The organism is Sporolactobacillus sp. CQH2019 (assembly GCF_028765345.1).
Classification (GTDB): Bacteria; Bacillota; Bacilli; order Bacillales; family Sporolactobacillaceae; genus Sporolactobacillus.
This window is the reverse complement of the sequence record NZ_JARAJZ010000012.1, coordinates 114135-124681: the sequence shown is the minus strand read 5'-3', so window position 1 is coordinate 124681 and position 10547 is coordinate 114135. Positions and strand designations below refer to the sequence as shown.

10 protein-coding genes are annotated in these 10547 nt (G+C 47.3%); 4 read left to right on the top strand and 6 right to left on the bottom strand.

Annotation, left to right across the window (positions count from 1 at the left end; genetic code table 11):
• Positions 1-1232: 1232 nt before the first annotated feature.
• From OYT88_RS16470 to niaP, 5 genes are all read right to left on the bottom strand, one after another.
• Complete coding sequence (locus OYT88_RS16470; protein ID WP_274401439.1) at positions 1233-1961, bottom strand: energy-coupling factor ABC transporter ATP-binding protein; 729 nt, start codon at positions 1959-1961, stop codon at positions 1233-1235.
• Between the two features lie 15 nt (positions 1962-1976).
• On the bottom strand, positions 1977-2780 hold the full coding sequence (locus tag OYT88_RS16465) for an energy-coupling factor transporter transmembrane component T (RefSeq protein WP_274401437.1): 804 nt from the start codon (positions 2778-2780) through the stop codon (positions 1977-1979).
• Positions 2780-3766, bottom strand: a complete 987-nt coding sequence (gene cbiM / locus OYT88_RS16460) for a cobalt transporter CbiM (protein WP_274401435.1) — start codon at positions 3764-3766, stop codon at positions 2780-2782. The genes OYT88_RS16465 and cbiM overlap by 1 nt, the downstream gene beginning before the upstream one ends.
• A gap of 747 nt (positions 3767-4513) precedes the next feature.
• Positions 4514-5074 (bottom strand): cysteine hydrolase family protein, encoded by a 561-nt coding sequence (locus OYT88_RS16455; RefSeq protein ID WP_274401434.1) that lies wholly within the window; start codon positions 5072-5074, stop codon positions 4514-4516.
• Between the two features lie 84 nt (positions 5075-5158).
• On the bottom strand, positions 5159-6364 hold the full coding sequence (gene niaP / locus OYT88_RS16450) for a niacin permease NiaP (RefSeq protein ID WP_274401433.1): 1206 nt from the start codon (positions 6362-6364) through the stop codon (positions 5159-5161).
• A gap of 318 nt (positions 6365-6682) precedes the next feature.
• Between niaP and OYT88_RS16445 the strand changes: the two genes are divergently transcribed.
• From OYT88_RS16445 to OYT88_RS16435, 3 genes are all read left to right on the top strand, one after another.
• Positions 6683-7024 carry a MazG nucleotide pyrophosphohydrolase domain-containing protein gene (locus OYT88_RS16445; protein ID WP_274401431.1) on the top strand — a complete coding sequence of 114 codons (342 nt, stop codon included), beginning with the start codon at positions 6683-6685 and terminating at the stop codon, positions 7022-7024.
• Positions 7025-7242: 218 nt separating this feature from the next.
• Entirely contained in the window at positions 7243-7449 is a 207-nt protein-coding gene (locus OYT88_RS16440) for a hypothetical protein (RefSeq protein WP_274401430.1), read from the top strand.
• Between the two features lies 1 nt (position 7450).
• Positions 7451-7633, top strand: coding sequence for a hypothetical protein (locus OYT88_RS16435; RefSeq protein WP_274401428.1), 183 nt, complete (start codon positions 7451-7453; stop codon positions 7631-7633).
• Positions 7634-8392: 759 nt separating this feature from the next.
• Here the strand turns inward: OYT88_RS16435 and OYT88_RS16430 are convergent.
• Entirely contained in the window at positions 8393-8752 is a 360-nt protein-coding gene (locus tag OYT88_RS16430; RefSeq protein ID WP_274401427.1) for a Lin0512 family protein, read from the bottom strand.
• Between the two features lie 431 nt (positions 8753-9183).
• On the opposite strand from OYT88_RS16430, the gene OYT88_RS16425 reads away from it, so the two are divergent.
• A complete protein-coding gene (locus OYT88_RS16425; protein ID WP_274401426.1) occupies positions 9184-10263 on the top strand; it encodes a BMP family lipoprotein in 1080 nt (359 codons plus the stop codon).
• The last annotated feature ends 284 nt before the right edge of the window (positions 10264-10547 follow it).

Genomic DNA, 10547 nt, shown 5'->3' with positions numbered 1-10547 from the left:
CAGCGCATGGAACTTTATTTACAGGAAATCAACCAAAATCCTGTCCCCTTTCGTTGGAAATATAAAATGGAGTCCATGGCAAACTGAGCATTAATATATTAACGGTATTTATGAAACGATCTACTAGAATATTTCTGGAACTTTGATGTAGGACCGGCTGTTTACACAGCGATGGAAGTATGAAAATAGATATTAAGTTTAGAAGGCCTTTAGTGAGTGTCACTGGATAACTCACAAGTTTCCGGTAAACGTACCAGCCATTCTTTTAGCATGTTTTTGTTTTCGCTAATTTCGACCTGACGCGATGAGTTTAGTTGCACGCAATAGCGAAAAAATGGGCACGGAATTTCATGCTCATCGCACGCCATCACCGCGATCGTCCATCTGACAATGACTTATTAAATATCATCAGGTGGCTCATTTAATTTAAAGTTTTATAAGCATCTCTTTAGCACATCTTCCCGCTGTGCCGTCAGACGATGATCGACTTCTGAAATCATCAATCTCTCGAAAGACGGAGAGCGGTTCCACGATCCATAAACATCCGCAACGGTCGATAAAATGGACGTAACGACTGATAAACTCCCAGCCATGATCGATCAATCGGACACACCAGTGGGCCAGACTCCGGCTGCGGCTGATCCATTAATCAGGGATGGTCTTGTTGTTCTGATTATTCACGCTTATTGATTCCAGTTCGTTTACTGTTGATTATTTGGCCGTTACTGTCGATTTTCAGCGCGTTACTGTCGATATTCTGCCGGTTGCTGTTGATATTTTGCTTTTTACAATAATACATTGGCGTTTCCCGGCGATTTTCGCCACGATTCACAGGAGTTCGCGGCGGAATGGAGAAAAAGATCGGGTGTTTCCGCCAGGTAACGCTTGTCCGTACAGGATATTCCTCTTTTTCAGCGGAATAAACCGCCGTTCGACTGAACCTTCAAAAGAGCAGAACGCGGCCCGACTGAATACATAAGTTGAGGGTATAACCATTTTAAAAAATATGAAAGGATGATTATCCATTAGCTGAATTTAGAGTGAGAAACTGGTCGAAAAGTTTTTAAAAATACTAGCCCCCTATGTTTGGATTTATCAGTCTATTGGAGAATAGATTTCTTTTTAACCGTCTCCGAGAAGTTATTAAAAACAGGTTTTACGGATGACTAAAGTGCCGGAACAATCAACATGCGAATTAAAAAAAACAGTACAATCAAGAAAAAAGCAGCTGGTCAGATAATATTCATTTTAGTCAAGAAATCCCGGTCAGCCAATACTCGGCTGTAGTCGTCTAACCTGACTAATTGATGTGTCTCTGAAAAAACAGCAGCTTTCTTAAAAAGATCATCGACATAGGCGAAATCATGCGTCGAACAGATAATCGTTTTCCCGGACTGATTAAGCCGGGAAATAAATTGGCGTAAAAAGCTTTTGTTCTTGGGATCAAGATTGTTCATGGGTTCGTCAAAAAGATAAACATCGGGGTTCATCACTGCTGTTGCGGCGATTGCTACACGCTTTTGTTCCCCTCCGCTTAGGTGATAAGGCGGACGTTTTTTTAGATGGCTGATCTCCAGTAAATCCATTATCTCTGTTACTCTCGCCTGAACGTCCTGAACGGTCAGGCCCATCTGCAGGGGGCCAAAAGCGATTTCCTCCCAGACATTGCTGCAAAAAAGCTGGGTTTCTGAATTTTGAAAGACAAAACCGATTTGTTTATGAAACATTCGGGAAAAGCGGGGATCCTTAAGCTTTTTTTCAGTAATTTCCTCATTATTTAGGCGATAGACGCCTGAACTCGGAATGGTAAGGCCGCTGATGATTTTCATCAGCGTTGATTTGCCGCTGCCGTTGGCGCCTATCAGAGCGAGTGAAGCTCCATCCGCGATGTTCAAAGATATATCGGCCAGCGCATTTTCCGAACCGTCATACGTATAGGATACATGATCTAACTGGATCAAGTTGATGCCCCCCTTTCAAATGCTGAAGAAACAGATTGTCACAGCAATAGCTGTCAGGACAAGCAGACAGTCTGTCATATGAAAGTGAATGTGTTCAGCCCTGCGATAATGTCCGTCAAACCCGCGGCAATACATCGCATCAAGCAACCCCTGTGAGAGCATTTGTGATTTAATAAACAATGTGCCGCCAATTCCGGAGAAAGAATGATGAAACGTTTTGCTGCGGCCGACGGTCCTTAGCCGTATCGCGTAAAACATCGCCAGAGCGCATCGGGACAGCATGACAATATAATTGATCGTAATGTCCAGCACAAGAATGAATGTATCCGGCATACGGAACACTTTCAGTGCTGCAATCAGATCGTCACGCGGCGTTGTAGCGGCAAGCAATACAGTCAGTGTCACCGTCATCCACGATTTAAGAATGAGCGGATTGAGCAGCTGACTGTAACCGAGCAGCCATGCCGGCACAAGTGTGATGAACATCAGCGCTGCAGCTGTGAGGCCGGGCACGAGACATTGCTGAATCAGTTTCAGCGGCGATACGCTCAGTATCAGCAGCAGAAGCGTTGAGAAGATAAGTAAGAAAGCAGATGATCGGCTCAGCGATACCCATAGAATCATCAGGCAAAAAAAGGGCAGTTTAACAGCTGCCTGAGTGCCCGCTAAAAAGCCCTTCGGCTCTTCCGTTTTTTGCATCGTAAGCAAAATTCTCTGCAGCGTTTGAATATTTCTATCGACAAAATGATTTTTTTGCACGGCCGGCTCATACTCATCAGTTTCGGTGAGCCAGCTTGGAAGCTGCGTTGTCTGATTCATTACTGAACCGCCTTGCCGTTTCCGGGTTTATTGCGCCTGCCGGCAAGCAGACGGTAGAAAATGACAATAATCGCGACACCGGCAAGTGCAGAAAGGATGTATCCTGCGATGTCCGGCAGCCCGGATACGGAATAGCCGGGTATCAAGGCATGATAATTGAAGCCATGCGTCATGCCGCTTGGGGTATAGCCGATTTTTTTGGCGAGTTCGGACGGATCCCATTCACCCCAGGCAGAGGCCGAGGCCAGCAGGCCGAACGGTGTCAGCGGAATGAGAACAAGCATGAGCAACGACAGCTTGCGGGAGTGCAGCGGCGCATCTTCGTTCAACAGATCAGGCGATACTTTCATAATGAAGGTCAGTATACCAGCAGTGAAAACTATTTCGGCAATGCCTGCCATCGTTAAGTGGGCGATCAGCATGGCCGGTATTGAAATATTGAGCGGATAGGGCGCGTAAAGCGGCACACCGTGCGCATTGGTGAACAGCAGCGGCTGGATACCCAATTCAATGCCTGCGAACAGGGCCGAAAGGTTGATGGCAATGTAGGAGGCAATCGCTGCGGCGATGATTTTCCCCTGCCTGAATTTAAATAGTTTCATCAGCATTGTATAAAGAAACCAGCCGGCAAACGGCATGACAAATGCCATATTGAAAATATTCGCGCCGTAGGAAAGGACGCCGCCGTCACCGAAGATCAGAGATTGAATGAGCAAGGACGAGGCAATCGCCAGACAGGCCGCCTCCGGACCGAGCAGGATGGCAAGCAGCGTGCCTCCCACCGCATGTGCGGTTGTGCCGCCCGGAACGGGCACGTTAAACATCATCATTAGAAAAGATAAAGCGGAACCGACACCGATCAAAGAAAGCCGTTTGCGAGAAAATTTGTTTTTGACATTTCTGACGGATACGATGAGGACCGGCACCATGACTGCACCCATGACAGCACAGGTTTCAGGGCTTAAATAGTTATCGGGTATATGCATCTTCCATTCCTGCCTCTCTAATGAATTTAACGATACATAGGTGAAGGGCTCTGAAAGCTGATTAGAAACATGACCAAAACAAGCAAAAGAGTCACGACTGCCAATTAACTCTTTGATGAAATCAAAAAGTTAATCGATCTTCGTGACCCTCAAAAGTACCCTTATCTACAAAAACTATTTATCCGCAGTCTACCTATAATTATAGATTATTTCACGAATCTTCGTGATTCGTTTAAACCGCAGATGCAGATGCATAAGATAAGATACGCAGCGTACAATTTTTAACTTTCGTTCAGCAATAAATATTATAGTACATCTTCACGAAACTTTAAAGACGTTTCTAAAAAAGCGCTTTAAAAAAATTGCCGATTATATATTCACCCGGGCGTTCTCACCTGCCGCTGCCGATAATTTCCTATTTACTCCAGTTAAATCATATGATTTTTTAAGAAGTTTAGAATAAGCATAGTTTCTGTTTTATTGCGATCACAGCCACAGTCAGGGGGGCCGTACCATCAGTCGTCATCTATCCGGAAAAACAGAAGTCGCAGCTTCCTTACTGGGCGGCTGTTCCTTGACTGCTATTTTGTCCCCATATTGGTAACCTGCAGGTCATTCTGAAAGTTTCAGGCGAAAATCTTTTAAGCAGCCACAGTTACCGTTTGGCTGTCTCTGCCTAAAATCGATTTATGAAAATCACCGCGAATGATGTGCTCCGCTCCGTCTGAACCTGGAACCGGCGTCGGACTACTCTCCGCCGACAACGTCCGCGCCGAGCGTATTCTTGAAGTGCTGCAGTGCCCAGTCGTGCCCTTGCTGGTTGAAACTTGCGGCGGCATCCGCGTGGACAACCAGTTTGTAGCCGAGATTATAGGCATCGACCAGCGTATGGAGCAGGCAGATGTCAGTGCAGACGCCGCAGACGTCGATTTCATCCACTCGGCGGGCGCGCAGCCGCATGTCGAGATCGGTCCCGGCAAATGCGCTGTATCTCGTCTTATCCATATAATAGAGTCTCGGATAGTCTCTGTTCTTCTGATACCATGTTTCCAATTTTCCGTAAAAGTCGCGGCCGTGAGTGCCGGCGATATTATGCGGCGGGAACAGTTTTGTTTCCGGATGCCAGCGATCGCCTTTTTCATGCCGGTCGACGGCCAGAACGATCCATGACTGATCGGCAACGAATTGTTCGGCGAGACCGACAATATTGTTCTCGATCTTCTGTCCGGGCCGGCCGCATGTCAGTTTTCCGTCAGCGGCGACAAAATCGACGGTGTAGTCAACAATGATCAGCGCTTTATTTGCCACTTCATTTCCCCTCGTTTCTTATGCATACTGATTACTTTAATTTTACGGAAGAAAGAATAAAAAAGCACTGTATCCCTCCTGTTTTCAGGTCAATTCTTTATTCATTGTTTCTTTTCCGAGCACGAGCACGGCAAGCACGCCGAGAATGATCGAGGCACAGAAAATGGCAAAGACAAATGCGATCGAAAAATGCTGCGTGACCAGATAACCGACGAGCAGCGGGCCGAAGATGCCGCCGACCCGTCCGAATGCTGCGGACATACCCGTTCCTGTCCCGCGGATTGCGGTCGGATACTGTTCGGGCGAATAAGCGTAAAGCGCCCCCCAGGCGCCGAGATTAAAGAAGGAGAGCAGAATGCCCGAAGTCAGGAGCAGCGGCAGTGCTGAGGCAATTCCGAAGAAATAGGCGCTTACGGCCGTGCCGATCAGATAAACGATCAGTACCCATTTTCTTCCCCACTTTTCAATCAGCCAGGCGGCCGTGAAATAGCCGGGCAGCTGAGCCAGTGTCATGATCAGTACATATTGGAAACTCTTGACAAGGCTGAAGCCTTTCAGTACGACAATGCTCGGGAGCCATAAAAACATGCCGTAATACGAGAAGACGACACAGAACCACAGCACCCAGAGCATCACGGTCCGTCTGACATAATTTTTCGACCACACTTCGGCGATGTTTCTGATAACATGATGATTTGACTCCTGTTTTTGGGCCAAATATCTGGACGAGTCGTGGATGTTCCATCTTAAATAAATCGCGTAGAAAGCCGGCACCGCACCGATGATCAGAGCGATGCGCCAACCGTAATAAGGGATAATAAAATAAGAAATCAAAGCGGCGGCGATCCAGCCGGCGGCCCAGAAACTTTCCAGCAGGACGACGATCCGTCCCCGTTTGTCAGTGGGCACGCTTTCGGAGACAAGTGTGGAAGCGACGGGAAGTTCACCGCCCAGGCCCATGCCGACGAAGAAACGCAGAAAAAGGAAAATGCCGAGCCCGGCGGCCAGCGCGGAAAAGCCGCCGCCGAGCGAGAACAGCAATAAGGTAAAGATTAGAACAATCTTTCTGCCGGCCCGATCGGCCAGAAGCCCGAAAATCAGGGCACCGACCGCCATGCCGATTGAACTGATGCTGCCGATCCAGCCCATCTGGACTTCATTTAGATGCCATTCCGGTTTCAGTGCCGCAATAATAAAAGATAACATACCGACGTCCATGGCGTCGAACAGCCAGGCCAGGCCGGCGACACCCAATAACTTTCTGTTCGATTGCTGATTTACGATTGACATAACGTCCTCCCGATTTGTAATGATTGCAGCGTCTGCAGAGAATAAACGCTTTTCTCATGATTGTAGGATTGCTTGTTCTCATTATAGAAGCTTTGTTTACACATGTAAATATATGTGTAAAGATAAAGAAGACGATATCCCTGATTTTCGCTGTCCGTGCCTGCGCCTTAATAAATGGATGACTCATTCTGTTTATTGGGGTAGGGCCGCATAAAGAGCGGCGGCAGAATCGGCAAAGAAATCCGCTGCACGGTCACGCAATGAGCTGGCATGTTAAACTGAAAACAAACGCAATAAGGGGACAGGGGGAAGGGTACAATGAATCTGTCGGAGGTACAGGATTGGGAGATAAACTTCTACAGCAAAAGGGGCTGGAAAGACCTCGGCCCGTTTATCAGGGCGGGATTTTTAATGGAAGAAGTCGGTGAAGTGTCCAGAGCTGTCCGTGCCTATGAGATTGGCCGGGATCATCCTGAAGAACGGAAAAAGTCGAAAAGCGAAATCCGACAAAATCTGGCTGAAGAAATGGGCGATGTGCTGTCCAATCTGGCCGTTCTTGCCGGCCTCTATCACATAAGCCTTGAAGAGATTGTACGGGCGCATCAGGATAAATTAAAGAAGCGCTTCAAAAATAGTAACAGTAAAGGAGAAGAGGCCTAAGGATGGCCGGCGGGGGGGATTTTTAACGGTCGGCCGTCGACACGATGTTGCCATAGAAGAAGCTTTTTCGCTTCGTTCATCTCCCTGATAAAAAAGGTGATTCATGTGGCTGCGGCGAAATGATTAATGATGTAATGGTGCCGACGCGTTCGGTTTCAAGACTCACTCATGCAGCAGCCGTTTGGGTTATACAGGCTGCGAAAAAGGAGGAATGACGGATGGAAAAAACGGGTGACTCATTAAATCGTCAGGCAGACAGCGAGCCTTCATCATTTGTTGAGCGCTTTTTTACGCGCTTTTTGAAGCCAAAGGACGTCTCAACCGTTTTCGGAGAAACCATCGATGCCGGCAAAAAACAAATCGTCCCCGTGGCGAGGGTCCGGTATATGGGCGGGCGGTGGCGGTACCGCGGCAAGAAAAGATGATTTGCCTACGGACAGGGGAGGTGGAGGAGGCGGATATCTTTCGGTCAAACCGCTTGGTTTCTACGAAATTACTGAGGAAAAAACCACGTTCAAACCGGCCGTCGATATAAACTTCTTTATTCTGATTGCTACCATATTTACATTGGGACTGGCCCTGATTATTAAAAAATCGATCAAGAAATAAAAGGCGGCCCTCATTTTGATAGCTTTTCAAAATGGGGGCGGTTTGCTGTCTGCCTCTATCCGGTTCCCAAAGTCGATGGCCGTGGAATGGCCAAATGAACCAGTACGTCATCCAGTTACGCACCTGGCAATTTCAGTCTCATCTTTCACCCCTTCAGATCGTTACGCCTATTATAACTTTTTCAGATTTACACCGCTAAAAATGGAGTGAGTATCTTCATCATCCGGCGGCCGCAAAAATGTTGAATCCATCATCGTTCCTCATTCCAGAGTCACAGCGTTCAATCACGGATTTTTAACTAAATTAGAGATAGAGAGCGGATCTTTAGAAAAAGATTCATGGAAAACAGACTCGTATTTCTTTGTCAGCCGGGTCGGCAAAGTGCACCGTCATCCGGTTGTCAACTATCCGCGGCGGCTCATCCAGGCCGGCGGCTTGCGCTCCTATTGTCGATCACGCGCGCGAGGCTCGTCCCGCGGCCGGGCCTGTATCGGGCTTTCAACGCCTGGTCGCATATCCAAACGCGTAAATAAAAGCTCCGATTCAAACAGAATCGGAGTCTGTGATCCGGGCCCGTTACAGGTCCTTCACAATGATTATTTCCGTACGTGTTTTTGGACCGCTTGGGCAGATATCATCCGCTGCCCGCATGAACCCGATCGGATCTTGGCGGGAAACGGAAAACCCGATCATTTTTAGTCGCTTGTACCTGTTAAGCCGGCGTTTTCGCTGCAGATTGGACGCTGCAATTATTCTGTATCAATAGCCGACTTCGACAGAGGCGTTGACAATATACATCAGGTCATTCTTATCGTTTTTTTCCTTCAGAACAATGCCGCTCGGGGCCGCCATTCCGCCGTCCGCAACGTCGACAGTGACCGTTCCGTACGGTATTTCGGCTTTCACCTTGTCTCTGTCCAGGGAATCCTTGTCAAGTGGAACAGCCAGACGGATATTGACCTTCATATTGTTCAGATCATGGTCAGGCAGAAATTCGGTAATGCCGGGCATTGAGTTTTTATGGATGGCGTCAATGACCGCACGTACCGCAGCTGTTGTCACATCCTGACCGTGCACATCAACCCCGACGCCGGTTTCGATAAACAGAAGATGTTCCATATTTATTCCCCCTCTTGCCTATAATAATCACATTTATTATAGCAGAACGAAAAAGTCACCCACAAATACGGATGATCGAACACTATGTCAGAAAATATAACAAAACTTGTCCGTTTTTCTGTGAAATGATCTAAACTTGGGAAGGTGTGCGGGATAGATTAAATAGGTGCTTGTATAAAAGAGAGACGGAATCCATCCGGCAGCGCCGTGTTGTCTGAAAGAGACGGGGAGCAGGACATAGTTCCTATCTATAGGATGTGTTCAGGAAAAAACGGACGCTCAGGGGTGAAAATTGTTTGAAAAGCGAACGATTTATAAAAAATGCTTTTTAATTTTCGCCTTTTGCCTGTTTTTAATATTTATTTTTTTTCATGGATAGGCTATAGTTAAATTTGTGAGTTGCGACATTAAGAAAAACAGGGGGAGTTTTTGTGTTCAAAAAGAGAATAGCGATCCTTGCAGCATGCGTTGTCGTCCTTGCGACAATTCTCGCAGGCTGCGGCGGCGGCACGACCGCAGACACTGCCGGCAAGAGCACTTTTAAGGCCGGAATGGTTACGGATACCGGCGGTGTGAATGACAAATCTTTTAACCAGTCTTCATGGGAAGGCCTGCAGAGCTTTGCCAAGGCTAACCGGTTAAAAGTGGGAACGGATGTCAAGTATCTTCAGTCGACACAGGCATCCGATTATTCTCCGAACCTGAATCAGCTCGTCCATCAGAGCTATAATGTGGTCTTCGGCATTGGCTTCCTGATGCAGAATGATGTACAGAATGTGGCTGAACAGAATCCTAATGCCAAACTCGGCATCATTGATGCGGTTGCTGTAGGAAAGGACAATAAGCCGCTGAAAAATGTGGCCAGCATAACTTTTAAGGAAGAGCAGGGTTCGTTCCTCGTCGGCGTTGTGGCCGGTATGATGACAAAAACAAATCAGGTCGGTTTTATCGGCGGTGTTAATTCGGCCCTGATTAAAAAGTTCGAAAATGGTTTCAAAGCCGGGGTCAAGGCGGTTAACCCGAAGGCGAGCATCGATGTCCAGTATGCAGGTGCCTTCAATGCTCCCGATAAGGGGCAGGCTATTGCTTCAACGATGTATACGAAGGGCGCAGACATTATTTATGCTTCAGCAGGCGACACCGGGAACGGCGTATTTACCGAAGCAAAAGACCGGACAAAGAACGGAAAGAAGGTCTGGGTCATCGGTGTCGACAAGGATCAGTATGCTCAGGGACTTCCTCAAAACGTTACGTTAACTTCAATGGTTAAACGCGTAGACAAAGCCATCTATGATGTTGCAACGAAAGCCAAGGCAGGTAAATTCCCCGGCGGCCAGGTGCTTATGTACGGGCTGAAAGAAAACGGCGTCGGTATCGCTCCGACAACAAAGAACATGCCTCAGAACGTGCTTGATCGTGTGAATGCCTACAAACAGAAAATTATTGACGGCAGCATCAAGGTGCCGACAACAGACCGGGAATATCAAACATATCTTTCTAACTTGAAGTAAGATGCACTGACCTGATGGATGAGGCGGATGGCGCCCCATCCATCATTATTGTTATTTTTAGGGCTGTTTTCTTAAGTGCCTGTTTAAGAAATCGTCTAATAATCGGCCGGAATCCTCTGTTACGGTCCGTGTCTCGAGGAGCCGCGGGATTTTCATTCATGACTTTTTTAAATGCACGATCCGCATGACAAATTATAAGCAGTCTCCATTTCAACATTCGGCACTCATTTGAAGACTTCTTCAGCCAATATAATGAACGGTATACGTGGTTTATTGAGTTGCTT

What these genes read in the sequence shown, in the direction of transcription:
- OYT88_RS16465 (WP_274401437.1), bottom strand. Translation starts at nt 2,780, where the DNA reads ATGAATCAGACAACGCAGCTTCCAAGCTGGCTCACCGAAACTGATGAG.
- cbiM (WP_274401435.1), bottom strand. Translation starts at nt 3,766, where the DNA reads ATGCATATACCCGATAACTATTTAAGCCCTGAAACCTGTGCTGTCATG.
- niaP (WP_274401433.1), bottom strand. Translation starts at nt 6,364, where the DNA reads ATGTCAATCGTAAATCAGCAATCGAACAGAAAGTTATTGGGTGTCGCC.
- OYT88_RS16445 (WP_274401431.1), top strand. Translation starts at nt 6,683, where the DNA reads ATGAATCTGTCGGAGGTACAGGATTGGGAGATAAACTTCTACAGCAAA.
- OYT88_RS16440 (WP_274401430.1), top strand. Translation starts at nt 7,243, where the DNA reads ATGGAAAAAACGGGTGACTCATTAAATCGTCAGGCAGACAGCGAGCCT.
- OYT88_RS16430 (WP_274401427.1), bottom strand. Translation starts at nt 8,752, where the DNA reads ATGGAACATCTTCTGTTTATCGAAACCGGCGTCGGGGTTGATGTGCAC.